14 protein-coding genes are annotated in these 17,691 nt (G+C 60.7%); 8 read left to right on the top strand and 6 right to left on the bottom strand.

Translation table 11 applies throughout. The annotated features are described in order from the left end of the window. Positions 1 to 4: 4 nt before the first annotated feature. Complete coding sequence (locus QRN38_RS24165; RefSeq protein ID WP_005767818.1) at positions 5 to 910, bottom strand: LysR family transcriptional regulator; 906 nt, start codon at positions 908 to 910, stop codon at positions 5 to 7. 160 nt (positions 911 to 1,070) lie between these two features. Between QRN38_RS24165 and QRN38_RS24160 the strand changes: the two genes are divergently transcribed. The 3 genes from QRN38_RS24160 to QRN38_RS24150 are packed head-to-tail and all read left to right on the top strand — an operon-like array spanning position 1,071 to position 4,644. Further along, on the top strand, positions 1,071 to 1,961 hold the full coding sequence (locus tag QRN38_RS24160; protein WP_057418610.1) for an NAD(P)-dependent oxidoreductase: 891 nt from the start codon (positions 1,071 to 1,073) through the stop codon (positions 1,959 to 1,961). A gap of 3 nt (positions 1,962 to 1,964) precedes the next feature. Then, positions 1,965 to 3,482: an aldehyde dehydrogenase family protein gene (locus QRN38_RS24155; protein ID WP_057418609.1), complete on the top strand. Its 1,518-nt coding sequence runs from the start codon at positions 1,965 to 1,967 to the stop codon at positions 3,480 to 3,482. Positions 3,483 to 3,486: 4 nt separating this feature from the next. Further along, positions 3,487 to 4,644: a M20 aminoacylase family protein gene (locus tag QRN38_RS24150; protein ID WP_057418608.1), complete on the top strand. Its 1,158-nt coding sequence runs from the start codon at positions 3,487 to 3,489 to the stop codon at positions 4,642 to 4,644. 431 nt (positions 4,645 to 5,075) lie between these two features. Here QRN38_RS24150 and QRN38_RS24145 read toward each other — a convergent pair whose 3' ends face one another. Beyond that, entirely contained in the window at positions 5,076 to 6,002 is a 927-nt protein-coding gene (locus QRN38_RS24145; protein ID WP_005767830.1) for a LysR family transcriptional regulator, read from the bottom strand. Positions 6,003 to 6,152: 150 nt separating this feature from the next. Between QRN38_RS24145 and QRN38_RS24140 the strand changes: the two genes are divergently transcribed. Together QRN38_RS24140 and QRN38_RS24135 are read left to right on the top strand one after the other, a co-directional pair. Further along, positions 6,153 to 6,935, top strand: a complete 783-nt coding sequence (locus QRN38_RS24140) for a YqcI/YcgG family protein (RefSeq protein WP_054089707.1) — start codon at positions 6,153 to 6,155, stop codon at positions 6,933 to 6,935. Between the two features lie 6 nt (positions 6,936 to 6,941). Continuing rightward, positions 6,942 to 7,583 carry a LysE family translocator gene (locus QRN38_RS24135; RefSeq protein WP_005616684.1) on the top strand — a complete coding sequence of 214 codons (642 nt, stop codon included), beginning with the start codon at positions 6,942 to 6,944 and terminating at the stop codon, positions 7,581 to 7,583. Between the two features lie 13 nt (positions 7,584 to 7,596). Here the strand turns inward: QRN38_RS24135 and QRN38_RS24130 are convergent, their stop codons facing one another. Then, positions 7,597 to 8,973, bottom strand: coding sequence for an L-serine ammonia-lyase (locus QRN38_RS24130; protein WP_011103750.1), 1,377 nt, complete (start codon positions 8,971 to 8,973; stop codon positions 7,597 to 7,599). A gap of 128 nt (positions 8,974 to 9,101) precedes the next feature. On the opposite strand from QRN38_RS24130, the gene QRN38_RS24125 reads away from it, so the two are divergent. Then, positions 9,102 to 10,013 (top strand): LysR substrate-binding domain-containing protein, encoded by a 912-nt coding sequence (locus tag QRN38_RS24125; protein ID WP_007245038.1) that lies wholly within the window; start codon positions 9,102 to 9,104, stop codon positions 10,011 to 10,013. A gap of 12 nt (positions 10,014 to 10,025) precedes the next feature. Here QRN38_RS24125 and QRN38_RS24120 read toward each other — a convergent pair whose 3' ends face one another. The 3 genes from QRN38_RS24120 to QRN38_RS24110 all read right to left on the bottom strand — a co-directional run bounded on the left by QRN38_RS24120 (position 10,026) and on the right by QRN38_RS24110 (position 14,592). Next, a complete protein-coding gene (locus QRN38_RS24120; protein WP_057418607.1) occupies positions 10,026 to 11,354 on the bottom strand; it encodes a DUF3100 domain-containing protein in 1,329 nt (442 codons plus the stop codon). 582 nt (positions 11,355 to 11,936) lie between these two features. Further along, positions 11,937 to 13,322, bottom strand: a complete 1,386-nt coding sequence (gene hglS / locus QRN38_RS24115) for a 2-oxoadipate dioxygenase/decarboxylase HglS (protein ID WP_057429135.1) — start codon at positions 13,320 to 13,322, stop codon at positions 11,937 to 11,939. Positions 13,323 to 13,344: 22 nt separating this feature from the next. Then, complete coding sequence (locus tag QRN38_RS24110; protein ID WP_024666383.1) at positions 13,345 to 14,592, bottom strand: 2-aminoadipate transaminase; 1,248 nt, start codon at positions 14,590 to 14,592, stop codon at positions 13,345 to 13,347. A 264-nt stretch (positions 14,593 to 14,856) separates the two neighbouring features. Between QRN38_RS24110 and amaB the strand changes: the two genes are divergently transcribed. Together amaB and amaA are read left to right on the top strand one after the other, a co-directional pair. Further along, positions 14,857 to 16,347: an L-piperidine-6-carboxylate dehydrogenase gene (gene amaB, locus QRN38_RS24105; RefSeq protein ID WP_007245033.1), complete on the top strand. Its 1,491-nt coding sequence runs from the start codon at positions 14,857 to 14,859 to the stop codon at positions 16,345 to 16,347. Positions 16,348 to 16,389: 42 nt separating this feature from the next. Beyond that, positions 16,390 to 17,679: an L-pipecolate oxidase gene (amaA, locus tag QRN38_RS24100; RefSeq protein ID WP_057418849.1), complete on the top strand. Its 1,290-nt coding sequence runs from the start codon at positions 16,390 to 16,392 to the stop codon at positions 17,677 to 17,679. Positions 17,680 to 17,691: the final 12 nt, after the last annotated feature.

The following is a 17,691-nucleotide window of genomic DNA, read 5'->3' as shown; positions in this document are numbered from 1 at the left end:
GTCGTCAGCTACGAAACGCCGTCATGTCCTGCAACAGCATGCCCATCAGGCGATTGGCACCGACGCTGAGCTGACGGCCCAGGCGGCTGATCAGGTGGGTCTGTGGGCTGCTGAAGACTTCATCCTGCAGCGGCAGCGCGCGCAATTTACCGGCCTTTATTTCTTCCTCCACAACGAAGGTCGGCAGCAGCGTGACGCCGCCCTGCACGGCGAAATGCTTGAGCATGGCGAACGTGCTGCAGGTCAGCGTCGGCTGCACCGTGATGCCCAATTGATGCTCGGCTTGCAGAAGAATCTGGCGAATGCCGTAAGACACGGCAGGCAGCGCGACACGGTAGTGCTCAAGCGCCTGCAGCGCTATGGGGTTCTGCTCCTGAGCCAGCGGATGATCGGGCGCAGTGATGACGCACACCGGCTTGCGCTGATGCGCGTGAGAGCGGATTTTCGGGTCGGCGGCAGGGTTGAAGACCAGGCCGATGTGCGCCTCATCCTCCACCACCTGACGGATCACCTCGTTGCTGCCGCAGACGTTCACGATCAGCTCGATTCGCGGGTACAGCTCGGAAAACCTGGCCAGCGGTTGCGCCAGACTTTCAAGAAAGCCTTCCCCGGACACCAGCGTCACCGAGCCGCTGTGCAGGCCTTTGAGCGCCTGAATCGAATCCAGCAACACTTCCTGCTGAGTCAACCGCTGGCGGTAATAGGCCAGCACCTTGTCACCTGCTTCCGTGGGCTTGACCCCGCGGCGATGGCGCTCCAGCAGCGGCGAGCCGAGTTCCTGTTCGAGCTGGGCGATCTGCCGGCTGACCGCAGACGGCGCGACGTTTAGATAGTCAGCCGCTGCCCGGACGCTGCCCAGGCGCACCGCTTCGAAGAAATACAGAATACGTCGATCCTGAACGAGGCTCATGGGGTTTCCTGTGTTGCGCTAAAGGCAACATAAATTCGATTTTTGGATTATTGCTGAGAGGGGAGAGCGCTGTCCATACTCGGTTCATCAGCAAATCGCAGCCTTCACAGGGCTGCCGGCATCCTTCTTGAGCGCCTATAAAACTAATCGAGATGCAGACATGACGTTGAAAACAGGTGTGATCGGGTTGGGCAACATGGGCGGTGGCATGGCCGCGACGCTTGCGAGCAAGGGCTTTGATGTCAGCGGCTTCGACCTGTCGTCGGCTGCGCTGGCCCAGGCCGAGAGCAAAGGCGTCAAGCCGGTTGTCGAGCGCAAGCAACTGATTCAGAGCGTGGACATCCTGATCCTGTCGCTGCCCAAGGCCGAGCATGTGGAGTCGGTGTGTCTGGGTGCAGGCGGCATCAGCGAATGGGGTCACGAGGGGCTGATCGTGGTCGATACCACCACCTCGACGCCGGAAATGAGCCGCAAGGTGGCTGCCGAACTGGCGAAAACCGGCATCGCGTTTATTGACGCGCCGGTCTCGGGCGGCCCGAAAGGTGCTGCCACCGGCACCATGTCGATGGTCATCGGTGCTGAAGATGCCGACCTTGCCCGCGCCATGCCGGTGCTGGAAGGCATGAGCGGCACGCGGGTGCATGTCGGGCAATGCGGCGCGGGCAACGTGGCCAAGATCGCCAACAACATGCTTGCCGCCTGCCACCTGATCAGCACCGCCGAGGCCGTAGCGATGGCAGCGCGCGCGGGCGTCGACCCGGAAAAACTCCTGCAAGGCCTCAACGCCGGCTCCGGCCGTAGCGGTGCCACGCAAGTGATGTTCCCCACCTGGGTGCTCAACAAAGCCTATGACTCGGGCTTCACCATGGGCCTGATGCGCAAGGACGTGGGCCTTGCCAGCGACCTGGCGGACAGCCTCGACATGGACCTGCCGCTGTCGCGCGTGGTCGCGCAGTTGTGGCAAGCCAGCAGCGAGACCCTGGCGGACAACGAAGACTTCTGCGCCATCGTGCAACGCACCGATGCCACCCTTTACGGTCATGGAGAATAACCGATGAGCACTGCAACTATCCTCGAACTGATGCGCCCTTACTGGGGCGATCGCAGTGTCATCGCCAGCTACGTCGGCGGTGCTTTCATCGAAGGCCACGGCGCGCCGGTTGAAGTGCGCAATGCCCACAATGACAGCCTGCTGTTGAGCTTTCCGGATGCCGATGAGTCGCTGGTCGAAGTGGCCGACAAGGCTGCTAAAGCGGCGCAGCAACAGTGGTGGGCACTGACTGCCCAGGCGCGGGGCCGTGCCATGTATCAAGTGGGCAATCTGATTCGTGAAGAGCAGGAAAACCTCGCGCAGCTCGAATCCCTGACCGCCAACAAACCGATCCGTGATGCTCGCGTCGAAGTGCTCAAAGTTGCCGAGATGTTCGAGTACTACGCCGGCTGGGCGGACAAACTGCACGGCGAAATCATCCCGGTGCCGACCACGCACCTCAATTACGTCACCTACGAACCGCTGGGCACGGTGTTGCAGATCACTCCGTGGAACGCGCCGATTTTCACCTGCGGGTGGCAGATTGCCCCAGCCATTGCGGCGGGTAACGCAGTCATCCTCAAACCGTCGGAACTGACGCCGCTCAGCTCGCTGGTAGTCGGCGTGCTGATCGAGCGCGCGGGCGTGCCCAAAGGGCTGGTCAACGTGATTGCCGGTTTCGGCCATTCCATCGGTCAGGCGTTCATTGCCAGGGCCGATATCCGCAAAGTGGTGTTCGTCGGTTCGCCAGCGACCGGTCGGCACATTGCCGTGGCAGCGGCGCAGCGCTGTATTCCGGCGGTGCTGGAACTGGGCGGCAAATCAGCCAATATCGTGTTCGACGACGCTGATCTGGAGGTCGCCTTGCGCGGCGCTCAGGCGGCGATTTTCTCCGGTGCCGGGCAAAGCTGTGTCTCGGGGTCGCGTTTGCTGGTGCAGGAATCGATCTTCGAGAAATTCACCAACGCACTGGCCGTAGCCGCCACGCAATTCAAGGTCGGCGACCCCGGCGACCCGGAAACCCAGATCGGCCCGATCAACAACGCCAAGCAGTACAACCATGTGAAAAGCATGGTCGAACGCGCGCTGAAAGACGGTGCAAAACTGGTTGGCGAGCAGGCTGATCCGATTCCGGACAGACCTGGTTACTACATCAACCCGACCGTGCTGGCAGGCACCAACGAGCTGCATTGCGCGCAGGAAGAAATCTTCGGCCCGGTGGTGGTGGCTATTGCGTTCAAGGACGAAGAAGACGCGATCCGCATTGCCAACGACAGCCGCTTCGGCCTGGCCGGTGGCGTCTGGACCCGCGACGTCGGCCGAGCTCACCGAGTCGCCAAACAGGTGCGGGCCGGGACGTTCTGGGTCAATGGTTACAAGACTATTCACGTCAGTTCGCCTTTCGGCGGCTATGGTGAAAGCGGTTATGGCCGCTCTTCCGGTCTGGATGCCTTGCGCGAGTACAGCGAAGTGAAAAGCGTCTGGGTCGAAACCGCCGCCAAGCCGGCCGCCAGTTTTGGCTACGGCGCGAGCCTGGAGTAAGTAAATGCCTATTTCAAAGACACTGATTGACGAAGCAACCGTCTGGCGCCGCACGATCCACGCTGCGCCGGAGCTTGGTTTTCAAGAGCTGAAAACCTCCGACAAAGTGGCTGAGCTGCTGACCGGTTTTGGCCTTGAGGTGCATCGTGGGCTGGGCGGCACTGGCGTGGTCGGCACCCTGCGCAACGGCGAAGGCCCGACTATCGGTATTCGTGCCGACATGGACGCCTTGCCGATTCAGGAGCTGGGCGACAGCCTGCACAAGTCTGCCCACAAGGGCTGCATGCATGCCTGCGGGCATGACGGCCACACGGCGATTCTGCTCGCCACCGCCCGGCACCTGTCGGAAACCCGCCGGTTCGCCGGCACCGTGCACTTCGTCTTTCAGCCTGCCGAGGAAAACCTTGGCGGCGCGCAACGCATGATCGAAGACGGTCTGTTTGAGCGCTTCCCGATGGAAGCCATCTACGGCTTGCACAACTGGCCAGGCGTGCCAGCGGGCAAGGTGGTGATCAATCCCGGGCCGATGATGGCGTCGCTGGACACCTTTGAAATCACCCTGACCGGCAAAGGTAGCCATGCGGCCATGCCGGACAAGGGCAATGACCCGATCGTGGCCGCCGCCGAGCTGGTACTGGGGCTGCAAACCATTGTCTCCCGGCGCCTGTCGCCACTGGATTCTGCGGTGGTCAGCATCACCCAGTTCAATGCCGGCGAGGCCATCAACGTAATACCGGAAACCGCGGTGTTGCGCGGCACCGTGCGCTGTCTGCAAACGCCGGTGCGCGAAAAAGTCCAGCAACTGATCGGCGAATTCGTCGAGCGTCTGCCGACGGCTTTTGGCGTACGTGGCGAACTGGTCTACAACGTCGGTTACCCGGTGACCGAAAACCACGTCGAAGCCGCCGCCACGATTCGCCGTGCAGCGATTGCGGCCGTGGGCGAAGCCAACGTGCAGTGGGGCTGCAACCCCTCCATGGCCTCCGAAGACTTCGCTTTCATGCTGCACGCCTGTCCGGGTGCCTACATCTGGATGGGCGTCGATGGCGAAAAACCGTCAGCGGCGCTGCACAACCCCTACTACGACTTCAACGACCAGGTGATTGAGCCGGGTGTCGCGGTCTGGACTTCGCTGGTGGAGCAGTGTTTGCCGGTGAGTTGAGTTAAATGGCTTGCCTGCGCGCTTGATCTTGAGCGCGTAGCGCGTCAAATCTATGTTGCAGCACAACGTCATGCCTGCAACTGACCTCGCAAAACCGCTATGTGACGCGGAGCGCCACAAAGAGGACGCAGAGCGTCCAGAACTGCATGCCGACGCGGAGCATCGGCACGATAGTCAGTTAGATGTGTGCATGACGCTAGCGAGCCGCGGCGAATCAATGCCAGGTGAGCAAAATCTGCTTCTGCTTCTGGCCGAAGGCCGTGGGAGTGAACTTGTTCACGAAAGCGCCAGTGCATTCAGCGAAAGTGTATCGTTTGAACTACCGTATTTGCGAACAATGCGGACCGCCGCCCCGGTCGCACACCCTCCCGCAGAAGCTCGCATTGTCGGGGTCTTCAGACTTATCTATAACGCTGGCGGTAGGCGGCAAATCAAGGCGCAGTGAGCAATTGCACTTCAATACTGGAGATGTCCGGCAGGCAGGTCAGCAGGTGGTCACGCAGTTCCAGTACCCGCTGGCGTTTGAAACTGTCCTGCAGCCAGACCAGGTAATAGGCGTCCCCGGTGCCAACCGCCGCATTGAACGGCAAAAACACCTGCCCCTCGTTCAGATCATCAGCGACCAGAAACAGATCGCCAATCGACACCCCATGCCCCCTGACCGCAGCCGTAATGCCCTGATCGAGCGTGTCGAACACCTTGCCTTTGCTCAATGTCACCTGACCGGCCAGATCCATCCGGTTCAACCAGCGCCGCCAGTCGCGACGGTCACTGGACGGATGAATGAGTTCAGCCGCCTGCAAACGCTCCGTCCCCCACGGCTGATCGCCCAAAGTGTCTGCCGAGCAGATCGGAATCAGCCATTCATCGAACAGCTTGCAGGTTTCCACCTCGGCACCAAAGCTGCCATTGCCCAGCAGAATCGCGCAGTCGAACGGCTCCGAGTAAAAGTCCACGCTGTCAAAGTCCATCCACACACTGGAAAGCTGGACCGGCAGGGCGGGCGCGGGTCGTTTAAAGGATTCCAGTGCGTGCAGCAACCATCTCATGGTCAGGGTAGACGGTGACTTGAGGCGCAAATTCGCGCCCTGACCCCGGAACGGCTGGCAAGCGTCTTCGATGATCCGGAAGCCGATCTTGAGCTGACTCGACAACCGCCGCCCCTCGTCACTCAACGAAAGCCGTGGGCCATTGCGCTCGAACAATCGGCAGCCGAGGGTTTCTTCCAGCGTACGGATATGGCGGCTGATGGCGCTCTGGGTCAGCGACAATTCCTGCGCAGCACGTGTAAATGAACATGATCGAGCCGCTACTTCAAAGGCTCTCAGCGCGTAAAGCGGCGGGATACGTTCAGTCATGTGATAACTAACCATGATTATTTATCATAGTAGGTTACACCTTTTTCCATTTTTCCGCGCACGCGCCTGCGGTCAGAATCGCCGGCTCGTCACTGTCGTAAAAAATAAACAATAAGGCGGTGTTCTTATCTGCTGCGTGCGTGAGGGAATATGCTGCCCAAGTCCGAAATGCTGTTGCGTCAATCCGTTGTAAGGCACTTGCTGGAAAGTGACACCGCCCTGGAAATGGGCTGGAGAGTTCAGGCTTACAGGCAATTTGAACAGGTGCTGAGTGACAAGGGGTTCCCTTGCCTGTTTGGACGCCGTGCCAACAAGTCCGGAAGTTGTCTGCTGCTGTTCATCCCCTGTGAACATGAGCAACAAGCGCTTCGTGACGGCATGGAAGAGTACGTGAAGTTCGTCAACGACACGCCCCTTGAAGACCGACTGTTCAACCCGCTAATTGTCATTTTCGAGAAAAACGATTTCAACAGCCTGGCCGAAGAACAGGCCTATGCGTGGGCCACGTTGCAACATTTGCATGACGGCGACCGATCGCCCTGGCCCGCCAAGGCCTGCACAGACCCTGAGGTGTTCGAATGGACTTATCACTTCGCCGGGCTGCCGATGTTCATCAACATGAGCTTTCCCCGTCACAGCGCCATGAAAAGCCGCTCGCTGGGTGGGCACATCGTGTTTGTGGTCAACCCTCGGGAGAACTTTGACGAAGTAGCGAGCGCCGAGACGGAAAGCGGTCGCAAGGTCAGGGAAAAGATTCGTCAGCGCATCGCCGATTACAACAACGGGGTAGTGCCCGACACACTGGGCTTTTTTGGTGATCGCAGCAGCCTGGAATGGAAGCAGTATCAGTTATATGAAGAGGGCGGGCTGGCGTTGTCCCGTTGCCCTCTGCACATCAAAGTCGACAAGACTGACCATTTGAACGAGCGTTGAGTACCCATGGATATATCGTTGCTGCTGATTTACATGTTCAGCGTGTTCATGCTGATCATCACCCCGGGCCCGGTGGTGGCGCTGATCGTCAACACCAGCCTGGCGTGCGGGCCCAAACGCGCGATGTTGACGGCGCTGGGCACCAACTGGGCGTCGCTGGTGCTGGTGATGGTCGCGGCATTGATCCTGACGGGCACGTTGTCGGTGAGCGTCAGCATGCTCAACTGGATCAGTCTGGTCGGCTGTTTCTTTATCGCTTACCTGTCGGTGCAGGCGCTGGAGCAGGCGTTGCGTTACGCCCCGTCGCAGCCCGAAGCCGCGCCAGCGCCGTTGCCTGCGCGCAGCCGGCACAGCGGGCTGGTGACCGGCTTTCTGGTAGGGATTTCCAACCCTAAGGACATTATCTTCTTCGTCTCGTTTTTCCCGCAGTTCATCCACGTCACCGAGTCGTTCAAGGGCAGCATCGCCTTGTTGTCGGTTCTGTGGATCATCATTGACCTGTCGATCCTGTTCGCCTACATCTTCCTCATGCGTCAGAAACTGGCCTTGAAGTACAAGCGCAAGATCGAAATCGTTTCCAGCGTGACCTTGCTGCTGATCGCGCTGGGCGGGATTTTCTATTCGGGTTCGACGCTGTTGAATCAGTAAACGCCTGGGCCGATCAGCACTCGATCAGGTTCACCGCCAGCCCGCCGCGTGAGGTTTCCTTGTATTTGTCGTGCATATCCGCACCGGTGTCGCGCATGGTGCGGATGGCGTGGTCCAGCGAGATGTGGTGCTCGCCGTCGCCGCGCAGGGCCATTTGTGCGGCATTGATGGCCTTCACGGCAGCAATCGCGTTACGTTCGATGCAGGGGATTTGCACCAGCCCGCCGACCGGGTCGCAGGTCAGCCCCAGGTTATGTTCCAGGCCAATTTCGGCGGCGTTTTCGACTTGCTCGGGGGTCGCACCGAGAATTTCCGCCAGCCCGGCGGCGGCCATGGCGCAGGCCGAGCCGACTTCACCCTGACAACCCACTTCGGCACCCGAGATCGACGCATTTTTCTTGCACAGAATGCCGACCGCTGCGGCGCTCAGGAAGAAGCGCACCACATCGTCGTCATTGGCCGTGGGCTTGAACTTCATGAAGTAATGCAGCACCGCAGGCACGATACCGGCCGCGCCGTTGGTGGGCGCGGTGACCATGCGCCCGCCTGCGGCGTTTTCTTCGTTGACCGCCAGGGCGAACAGGTTGACCCATTCCATGGCACTCAGGGTCGAGCCGATCACGTTCGGGTTGTCGAGGTTTTGCAGGCTCTGGTGCAGGCGATAAGCGCGACGACGCACGTTCAAACCGCCCGGCAGAATGCCGGTTTCCAGCAGGCCCTTGTCCACACAGGCGCGCATTGCCGTCCAGATGACCATGATCTTCTCGCGAATTTCTGCCTCGCTGCGCCAGACCTTCTCGTTGGCCATCATCAGTTCGGAAATGCTCATGCCGTGGGTCTTGCACAGTTTCAGCAACTGCGCGCCGCTGAAAAAATCGTAGGGCAGCACGGTGGTGTCATTGTCCAGCACGCCGCTGGCGGCCTGTTCGGCGTCGATCACAAAGCCGCCGCCTACCGAATAGTAGGTCTGCTCGTGCACTTCACCGGTCTTGCCGTAGGCGCACAGGGTCATGCCGTTGGGGTGGTAGGGCAGGCTTTCGTCGAGCAGGCACATGTCCCGCTCCCAGACAAAGGTGATGGCCTGTTCACCCGCCAGCATCAGCTGGTTGTCGGCGCGCAAGGCGTCGATGCGTTGGTTGACCTGGCTGGGGTCGATCTGGTCTGGCCATTCGCCCATCAAACCCATGACGGTCGCCCGGTCGCTGCCATGACCGATGCCCGTGGCCGACAGAGAACCGTACAATCGCACCTCGATACGTTCTACGCTATGCAACCGGTTCTGGTTGCGCAGCTCGGTCACGAACAGTGCCCCGGCGCGCATCGGCCCGACAGTATGGGAACTGGACGGCCCGATGCCGATTTTGAACATGTCGAAGACGCTGATGGCCATCACGGAGGTCCTTCAAATGAGATGATGCAGAGGAGTTGCAGACTCCTTCTTTCTGGTCTTCATCTTTGGCTTGGACTGGCAAAACGACAAACGATTGTTGCTATGCAACGCTTTAGCGGAACTCTTCAATGAGCAGAATCTTCAACGCGCAGATGCACGCCTGGTTACAGGTCTTTGCTTGTGCGGCCCGACACCTCTCTTTCACCCGTTGCGCGGAGGAACTGCACGTCACCCCCGGCGCGATCAGCCAGCAGATGCGCCAGCTTGAGGAGCGTCTGGGTTTTGCACTGTTTCATCGGGTCGGGCGCGGGCTGGAGCTGACCGCCGAAGGTCAGCGCCTGGCGGTGGTCGCCAACGAGGTGCAGAGCCGCATCAGCGAAGAGCTGCGCCTGCTGTATTCGGGGCGCATCGGCGGGGTATTCAAGCTGCGTTGCATTCCGTCATTCCTCAGCAAATGGCTGATGCCACGCCTGCCGCGCTTGCAGGACGCGTTTCCGGACATCCAGTTGCGGATCATCGCCGAAGACAGCAGCGGGTCGTTGCGCGATGACGATTTCGATCTGGCCATTGACCTTAATGACGGCAGCTATCCGGGGTTATCGACCACGCCGTTGCTGGAAGAAGAGCTGTTCCCGGTCTGTTCGCCAAGCCTGCTGGTGGGCAAGCCGCCGCTGGATACGCCCAGCCAGTTGGTGCATTTTCCGTTGTTGCACGACATTACCGCCTGGCGCGGCAGCTACGAATACGCAGAATGGGAGTTTTACCTGACCGCCATCGGTGCAGATGGCATCGACGTGCGTCGCGGCCACACCTTCAACCGCAATCACCTGACCATCGACGCCGCGCGCATGGGCATGGGCGTGGCCATTGCCCGCAAGGCACTGATTACCGACGAGCTGGAACAAGGCTTGCTGATCGTGCCGTTCGGGCATCCGATCAAGGCCAGAAAAAAATACGTCCTGGCCTATCGCGAAGGTGCGCTCAACACCCCGGCACGCCGCGCGGTGCATGACTGGCTGGTGGGCGAGGCAGCACATTAGCCGCGCACAGAATCAGTGAAACATCTCGGCAATCAACACCGCGCCGATGAAGGTGCCGAAGTTGGCCAGGAACGACACCAGCACGATGCGCCAGCCCAGGCGGCGGAAGGCTGGCAGGTCCTTGGCAATCGACAGGCCGGCGAAGGTCAGCATCGGCGTGATGACCGCCAGCATATTGATCGAACTGGTCAGCCGCGCAATCTCGGCGGCCCACGGGCAAGCGGGGGAGGTGAGGAACATCGCCACCAGCGAAACCGTGCACACTGCCGGGATCTTGCGGCCGATCAGGCTGCACAGCGCCTCGCCGACAAAGGCACAGAAAATCATGATGCCCATGCCGGTAAACGCATCCGCCGACAAGGTCTTGTAGCCGACATAGTTGGCAATCAACGCCAGCGCGCCGGCTGCCAGCCACGCACTGATCTTGCCCGACCAGCCCAGCTCCGGCACGTCCAGCGACACGTCGCTGTGGCGTATGCCTTCCTCGCTCATGGACGCTTTGGTAGTGCGGCCGATCAGCGGCTCGAGCACGCGATAGCCCCACACCGCCAGCGGCAGGGAGATAAACAGGGTGAAGTAGGTGCCGATGGTGGTGGTGATCAGGTTGGACGCAGCGGCCAGGGTCATGACTTCCTTGGCGACTTCCGGCGTTTGTTGCGCGGCGATTGCACCTGCTGCGGCCGCCATCATGCTGCCCGAACCGATGCCCGAACCCATCGCCAGCGAGTTGGGGTGGAAAATCCCCAGGCTGGCTATGTAACCGGCGACGATGGCAATAAACAGCGCACCAAACAGCGTGCCGGTCAGGTACTCGGCGAGCACCCCGCGACCTTCCGGGGAGTCCATGCCGTAACGTTCGCCGATGATTGCCAGGCTTGGCTCGCGGCCGACCGAGAATGTCGCACCAATCGCTTCGCGCTTGATACCGAGCATCAGTGCCACCGGCAGGCCCAGGACCACGGTGCCGACAAAGTGCCCAAATTCCTGAAACACCAGCGCCCATCCAGAAGCAAACACCACGGGCAGCGAACCACCGACCACCAGGCCGAGTTTGGCGATGAAAATCAGCAGGGCGGGTTGCAGGATCGAGGCTGCACGCAGCTGGATGCCGTGATCGATACCGATACTGCCCGGCAGGCGGCGGCTGGCGATGCCGACCATCGCACCGATCAGCAGCGCCCAGACCATGGGCAGCAACACCACTTTGCCGGGGCCCAGCGGAATGCTGATAGCGCCGATCATTTCGGCAATGATGAGGATAACGGCGGCCCAGACATACAGTTTCACCATCGATGAGACGGCCTGATTGTCGCCCGACGCTGCAGCGTGTGAGTTTTGCATGATGATCCCCTTGCCTGCTGAATGGCCTTTTACAGGCCTTATCAATCGTTATTCTGTTTTTCAGGTCGGCGCAGTGACACGCCAGGGCAGCTTTGAAGTCCATGGAGCCATGGAGACCGTTATCCGGCCGAGTATTTTTATGAGGTCTGGAACGTGACTCAGACCCAGGCTGCTTCGAGCCAATGCCAGCGGATCATCATGTGCGTTATTCGAAGGGATGAGCCTGTGAATACAGCACCTTGCTGTCCACTCGCCATCGCAGTATGCATAGCGCAGGGGTGCACACCAATATTGCGAATTTTATTTACCGTTGCTTTAAACAGAACACAGGAAGGGCCGCACGGCCCTTGAAAGTGACTATCGTGCGACGCTCCGCGTCGCATGCCGTTCTGGACGCTCTGCGTCCTCTTTTTGCGACGCAGAGCGTCGCGAACTGCATTCCCACGCAGAGCGTAGGGAACGATAACCTCAACTACCTCAACTATCGTGCGACGCTCCGCGTCGCATGCCGTTCCGGACGCTCCGCGTCCTCTTTTTACGACGCAGAGCGTCGCGAATTGTATTCCCACGCACTCTCACCCGTTATGACTCATTCAACCCCAGCACCTCGGCGCAGTCTTCCAGTGACCGCCGCTGGGTGTCGGCGTACAGCGCCAGTTCATCAAGCGTCCCACGCCCCAGCGCCCGCTCAAAATCCTGCCGGTTCGAATTCGCTGCGTAGTGCGCCTGGGCGTTGTCACCCAGGTTGGACTGGAAGATACCTGCCGCGCTGACCGGCAGAAAGTCTTCGTATACCAGCGGCTCAAAGCACACATGGCCTGCCTCGACAAGCTGCTCCAGACTGCCGGATGCGCGGGCCGCAACGCCCGTGTCAGTCGGGAAATAGCGAAAATACGCCAGACCCTGCGCACGCATTTCATCATGGCTGTCCGGGAATGCCTGAAAGGCCTTTTCCAGTAGCCCGGCATAGCGCACGGCATTGGCCTCATTGGGGAACTCGCCCAGTGCATCGCGGGCCTCGTTCAGCAGCCGGTCATACAGCTCGCGGCCTTTGGGCGTCAGCGCGGCGCCGCGCTGTTCGATCTCGCCGAAGCGTGCCGAGTGACTGCCCGACTCACTGCCACCCTGACCGATGAAGCTGATCGGTTCTTCCAGCGCCTTGAAGCTGGTCTGGCGCAACAGGATTGGACACTGACGAGGTGGCGGTCCTTCAACCACGGCCTTGGGCGTAATGCCCTTGCCGGGCATGCCGCTTTGCACGGCGTCGATATCCAGGGTTCGCGGCGTCAGGTGGTTGATGTGCGGGCCACGAAACGCCACCACATCGGCGATCAGGCGATGCTGGGCATTCAATTGCCGGTACTCGTCGAGCGAGACCGTCGCCGTGTTATGCCAGCGAAAGGTTTCCAGCGCCTGCTGGATAAACTCGACGGCGTCGGGCTCGCTCAAGCCGCCGTCTGCTTCATGCTTTTCGATCAGCGCCAAGGCGCAAGGCGTGAAGATCGTGCGCTTGGCCAGCACACGACTGGCGAACTCGCGCAGGCTGTCGCTTTCGATCAGCTCCAGACGCAGCAACGAGGTGAACACCCGAAACGGACTGACCTGCAATGCCTGCTCGTGCACAGCACGAAAGGCAGTCGAGTGGACCGGCACGCCAGCTGCCGTCAGGTCGTAGTAACCGACCGGCTGCATGCCCATCACCGCAAACAGGCGGGCGAGGGTGGCCAGTTCCTGCGCCGTACCCACGCGAATCGCGCCGTGACGCTCCATGTCCAGACGCTGGATTTCGCCCGTCTGGCGCAAACTGTCCAGCACCTCGCCGTCGCGGCTCATGACCTGCGCGTTGACCTCGCTCACCAGTTCCATCAGCGTGCCGTACAGCGGCACTTCGTGCTGGTACATCTGCGACATGGCGCGTGAGAACCCGGCGCGAATCTGGTCCGGGTCGGCAAAGCGTGCAGTGCTCATCAGGGTGTTTTCTCCGTACGGGTCAAGCCAGCGCCGCCAGGCAACGCTCGAAAATATCCAGCCCTTCGTGCAGCACGTCGGGCTCTATGGTCAGCGGAATCAGCAGCCGGATAATGTGCCGCGACTTGCCACTGGGCATCAACAACAGCCCGGCGTCACGGGCCGCGCCCAGCAGTTCGGCGAGCTGTCGGGTGCCGGGATTGCCATCCGGCGTGATCAGTTCGATGCCGCGCATACAGCCCACACCGGTCAGCCTGCCCAGGTAGGGTGACAGGTTGCTCGCCTGCCAGGCGTTATAGCGCGAAACAATGGCACTCTCCTGCTGTTCACCCCACGTGGACAGGTTTTCATCGGTCATCTGCGCCAGCGAGGCGAGGCCCGCCGCACAGCCAATCGGGTTGCCGGAATAGGTGCCACCCAGTCCGCCCTTGGGCAGGCTGTCGATCAGCGCCTTGCGACCGACCACCGCACCCAGCGGAATACCCCCGGCAATGCTTTTGCCGAGCAGAATCAGGTCCGGTTCTATGCCCAGCCGGGTGAACGCAAAGCGCTGCCCGGTACGCCCGAAGCCGGACTGGATTTCATCGGCGATCAACACGATGCCATGTTCATCACAGAACGCTCGCAGCGCCTGAGCAAAATCTGCCTCCATGGCCAGAAAACCACCTTCGCCCTGCACCGGCTCGAAGATGATGCAAGCCACATCGTTGACATCGATTTCGACACTGAACAGCCGCTCCAGCGCCTTGAGCGCCTGTTCGGTGCTCACGCCGTTGTCCTTGCTGGGGAACGGAATGTGGAACACCGGGCCGGGCAGCACGCCGACTTTCTGTTTATAGGGCGCCACCTTGCCGTTGAGGTTCAGCGTCGCCAGCGTGCGGCCATGAAAGCCGCCGTCGAAAGCAATCACCGCGCTGCGACCCGTCGCGCCGCGCACGATCTTCAGGGCATTTTCCGCCGCTTCCGCACCGCTGTTGGTAAGCATGCCGCTCAGCGGATAGCTCACCGGCACAAATTGCGTCAGTTGCCGCATGAACTGGATGTACGGATCGTGAGGCGTGGCATTGAAGCAGTAATGGGTAAGCCTGGCCGCCTGATCCTGAATGGCTTTGACCACCTGCGGGTTGCAATGCCCCAGATTGAGCACGCCGATGCCGCCGACGAAGTCGATGTAGCGCTTGCCCGTGGTGTCCCAGACTTCAGCATTGCGGCCGTGGGACAAGGTCATGCTGTGGACAAAGGAAATGGATTCGCTGATGTGTTCGCTCATCGGTCTGGCCTTGGCTACAGGTGATCGTACTGGGGGTGATCATGCTGGCCGTATCCAAACAAACATCGGACCTCGGCCGCAAACGAAATAAAATCACTGGATCATTCCAATAATTCCCGATGTTGCGGCAGTTAATGGCTTCGGAAGCCAATAGTTCATTCCTAAAAGGAATCATGTTTTTCAAAAACGTCGTTTGTGGGCGGGCCGCGTCCGGGTCGATACTGCTGTCATCAATGATTTTTAGTCCATGACAGGAGCATCAACATGGTTGCCGAGTTATTAGCACGTCTGGGCGTGGCGAACAGTGCCCACACACAAGGGGACTATCCGGTTTACACCCCGATTGATGGCAGCCAGATTGCCTCGGTCACCCTGGAAAACGAGGCGCAGGTGGTGGCGCGCATCGACAGCGCCCACAGCGCATTCCTGAAGTGGCGCACCGTACCGGCCCCGCGCCGTGGCGAGCTGGTACGGATCTTTGGTGAAGTGCTGCGCGAGCACAAGGCTGACCTTGGCGAACTGGTGTCGGTCGAGGCGGGCAAGATCACTCAGGAAGGTCTGGGTGAAGTGCAGGAAATGATCGACATCTGCGACTTCGCCGTCGGCCTGTCGCGTCAGTTGTACGGCTTGACCATCGCTTCCGAACGTCCTGGCCATCATATGCGTGAAACCTGGCACCCGCTGGGCGTGGTCGGCGTGATCAGCGCTTTCAACTTTCCGGTCGCGGTCTGGGCATGGAACACCACGCTGGCGCTGGTCTGCGGCAACCCGGTGATCTGGAAACCGTCGGAAAAAACGCCGTTGACCGCGCTGGCGTGCCAGGCGCTGTTCGACAAGGCGCTGACGATTTTCGGTGACGCACCGGCCGCGTTGGCGCAGTTGGTCATTGGTGATCGTGACGCCGGTGAAGCGCTGGTCGATGACCCGCGCGTGCCCCTGATCAGCGCCACCGGCAGCACCCGCATGGGCCGCGAAGTCGGTCCGCGGGTTGCCGCACGTTTCGGCCGCACTATTCTGGAACTGGGCGGCAACAACGCGATGATTCTGGCCCCCAGCGCCGATCTGGACCTGGCCGTGCGCGGCATTCTGTTCAGCGCCGTGGGCACCGCCGGTCAACGCTGCACCACGCTGCGCCGTCTGATTGTGCACCGTTCGATCAAGGATGAAGTGGTCGCCCGCGTCAAAGCGGCCTACGCCAAGGTGCGTGTCGGTGACCCGCGCGAAGGCAATCTGATCGGCCCGCTGATTGATCAACAGGCGTTCTCGGCCATGCAGAACGCCCTGACCAAGGCCCGTGACGAGGGCGGTCAGGTGTTCGGCGGCGAGCGTCAATTGCAGGATAAATACCCGAACGGCTATTACGTCACGCCGGCCATCGCCGAAATGCCGGGTCAGACCGAGGTCGTCCGTCACGAAACCTTCGCGCCGATTCTTTACGTACTGGCTTATGACGACTTTGAAGAAGCCTTGCGCCTGAACAACGAAGTGCCACAAGGCCTGTCGTCGTGCATTTTCACCACTGACCTGCGCGAAGCCGAGGCTTTCCAGAGTGCGGCGGGCAGCGACTGTGGCATCGCCAACGTCAACATCGGCACCAGCGGCGCAGAAATCGGCGGCGCGTTCGGTGGCGAGAAAGAAACCGGTGGCGGTCGCGAATCAGGCTCCGATTCGTGGCGCGCCTACATGCGTCGGCAAACCAACACCGTCAACTATTCCCGCGAGCTGCCACTGGCTCAGGGCATCGTTTTCGACTGATCCGAACCGGGCGTTTTTCACTGACATTGCTGGAGTTTTTCGATGGTGCAGTTTGCTCAAGGCTGTCTGTGGGAACAATTGACTCCGCAACGTCCGCTGAGCCCGCAGCTGACCGGTGAGCGAAACGCCGATGTGTGCATCATCGGCGCAGGGTTCACCGGCCTGTCGGCTGCGTTGCAGTTGCTTGAGGGCGGCAAGTCGGTGTGCGTGGTCGAGGCGCATCAGGTCGGCCACGGCGGCTCCGGGCGCAACGTCGGTCTGGTCAACGCCGGGACCTGGGTCGCGCCCGACGAACTGGAGAAAACCCTGGGCAGCGTCGAGGCCAGCCGCCTCAATACTGCGTTGGGCGCAGCGCCGGCGCTGGTGTTTGCGACCATCGACAAGTACCGCATCGATTGTCAGGACACTCGCACCGGCAACCTGCACATGGCGCACAACGCCAAGGGGTTTGCGGATTTGAAAAGCCGCGCCGAGCAGTGGCAGCGGCGCGGTGCCAACGTTGAATTACTGACCGGCAAAGCCTGCGAAGACGCCTGCGGCACCGACAAGGTCAGCGGCGCGTTGCTGGATCATCGCGCCGGTACGGTGAACCCGATGGCGTATGTGTCGGGCATGGCGCTCAACGTGGTGGCGCGGGGTGGTCAGCTGTTTGGCGAGTCGCCCGTCAACGGGCTGCAACGCACCGCCGACGGCTGGAAGGTTTCCACCGCAACCGGCAGCGTCCGCGCCGAGAAAGTGATCATCGCTTCCAATGCTTACACCGAAGGTGAGTGGACCGATATCAAGAATCATATCTTTGCAGGCTATTACTATCAGGTCGCCTCGCAGCCCCTCAGCGGTGCGGCGCAGGCGGACATTCTGCGTGGCGGGCAAGGTTCATGGGATACGCGCACGGTGCTCAGCAACATTCGCCGCGATGCCCATGGGCGGCTGCTGTTGGGTAGCCTCGGCAATGCTGGCAATTATCCGCTGTGGTTCATTCGTCAGTGGGCAGACCGCGTCCAGCAGCATTATTTTCCGCAACTGGGCCGGGTCGAGTGGCAAAGCACCTGGACCGGCCGTATCGGCTTTACACCAGACCACTTGCTGCGTCTGTTCGAACCTGCGCCCGGTTTGCTGGCCGCGACCGGCTTCAATGGCCGTGGCGTGACCACCGGAACGCTGGTGGGCAAATGCTTTGCCGATTACCTGCTAAGTGGCGACGCGGCGGCGCTGCCGGTGAGTTTTTCCAGCAACAACAAAAAGGTCTCGGCCAATGGCCTGCGTGCGCTGGCCTACGACGCCGGTTTCACTCTGTACCACGCCGGGCAATGCCTGCGCGTCGTGCTCTGAGGCGATCAAGCG

This window comes from Pseudomonas sp. CFBP2511, from assembly GCF_030209255.1.
Taxonomy (GTDB): Bacteria; Pseudomonadota; Gammaproteobacteria; order Pseudomonadales; family Pseudomonadaceae; genus Aquipseudomonas; species Aquipseudomonas avellanae.
The sequence above is the reverse complement of the archived record's forward strand: the minus strand, read 5'-3'. Positions and strand labels throughout refer to the sequence as shown.

What these genes read in the sequence shown, in the direction of transcription:
- QRN38_RS24165 (WP_005767818.1), bottom strand. Translation starts at nt 910, where the DNA reads ATGAGCCTCGTTCAGGATCGACGTATTCTGTATTTCTTCGAAGCGGTG.
- QRN38_RS24160 (WP_057418610.1), top strand. Translation starts at nt 1,071, where the DNA reads ATGACGTTGAAAACAGGTGTGATCGGGTTGGGCAACATGGGCGGTGGC.
- QRN38_RS24155 (WP_057418609.1), top strand. Translation starts at nt 1,965, where the DNA reads ATGAGCACTGCAACTATCCTCGAACTGATGCGCCCTTACTGGGGCGAT.
- QRN38_RS24150 (WP_057418608.1), top strand. Translation starts at nt 3,487, where the DNA reads ATGCCTATTTCAAAGACACTGATTGACGAAGCAACCGTCTGGCGCCGC.
- QRN38_RS24145 (WP_005767830.1), bottom strand. Translation starts at nt 6,002, where the DNA reads ATGACTGAACGTATCCCGCCGCTTTACGCGCTGAGAGCCTTTGAAGTA.
- QRN38_RS24140 (WP_054089707.1), top strand. Translation starts at nt 6,153, where the DNA reads ATGCTGCCCAAGTCCGAAATGCTGTTGCGTCAATCCGTTGTAAGGCAC.
- QRN38_RS24135 (WP_005616684.1), top strand. Translation starts at nt 6,942, where the DNA reads ATGGATATATCGTTGCTGCTGATTTACATGTTCAGCGTGTTCATGCTG.
- QRN38_RS24130 (WP_011103750.1), bottom strand. Translation starts at nt 8,973, where the DNA reads ATGGCCATCAGCGTCTTCGACATGTTCAAAATCGGCATCGGGCCGTCC.
- QRN38_RS24125 (WP_007245038.1), top strand. Translation starts at nt 9,102, where the DNA reads ATGAGCAGAATCTTCAACGCGCAGATGCACGCCTGGTTACAGGTCTTT.
- QRN38_RS24120 (WP_057418607.1), bottom strand. Translation starts at nt 11,354, where the DNA reads ATGCAAAACTCACACGCTGCAGCGTCGGGCGACAATCAGGCCGTCTCA.
- hglS (WP_057429135.1), bottom strand. Translation starts at nt 13,322, where the DNA reads ATGAGCACTGCACGCTTTGCCGACCCGGACCAGATTCGCGCCGGGTTC.
- QRN38_RS24110 (WP_024666383.1), bottom strand. Translation starts at nt 14,592, where the DNA reads ATGAGCGAACACATCAGCGAATCCATTTCCTTTGTCCACAGCATGACC.
- amaB (WP_007245033.1), top strand. Translation starts at nt 14,857, where the DNA reads ATGGTTGCCGAGTTATTAGCACGTCTGGGCGTGGCGAACAGTGCCCAC.
- amaA (WP_057418849.1), top strand. Translation starts at nt 16,390, where the DNA reads ATGGTGCAGTTTGCTCAAGGCTGTCTGTGGGAACAATTGACTCCGCAA.